This is a genomic window from Streptomyces sp. bgisy130, assembly GCF_057708345.1.
The window spans coordinates 1-537 of the sequence record NZ_JBYISA010000120.1; the positions used below are offsets into that span (position 1 = coordinate 1).

Here is a 537-nt window from a genome sequence, read left to right on the forward strand (position 1 = left end):
GGGACGTTGTCGAAGAGGAGGCGGGAGACCGCGAAGGTCTTCAGGGCCTCCGCGCCCGATGCCATCGTCGTCCGGGCCTGGAGCTTGTTGCGGACCTTGCCGTCCTGCATGTCCACGAAGTCGTGCTGGTAGCGCAGCGGGATGAAGACCTGGAAGCCGCCGGTCTCGTCCTGGAGCTCACGCAGCCGCAGTACGTGGTCGACGCGGTGGCGGGGCTCCTCGATGTGCCCGTAGAGCATCGTCGAGGGGGTCTTGAGGCCCTTTTCGTGGGCGAGGCGGTGGATGCGCGACCAGTCTTCCCAGTGGGTGCGGTGGTCGACGATGTGCTGCCGGATCTCCCAGTCGAAGATCTCGGCGCCGCCGCCGGTCAGCGACTCCAGGCCGGCGTCGATCAGCTCGTCGAGGATCTCGGAGGCGGAGAGCCCGGAGATGGTCTCGAAGTGGTGGATCTCGGTGGCGGTGAAGGCCTTCAGGGAGACGTTCGGCAGGGCCTTCTTCAGCTCGCTGAGCGAGCGCGGGTAGTAGCGCCACGGCAGG

At 67.2% G+C, this 537-nt stretch carries 1 pseudogene; it reads right to left on the bottom strand.

The features are described from left to right. Nucleotides 1–537 (bottom strand): annotated as a pseudogene (locus AC3EUV_RS38400) (aminofutalosine synthase MqnE); the annotation flags it as partial.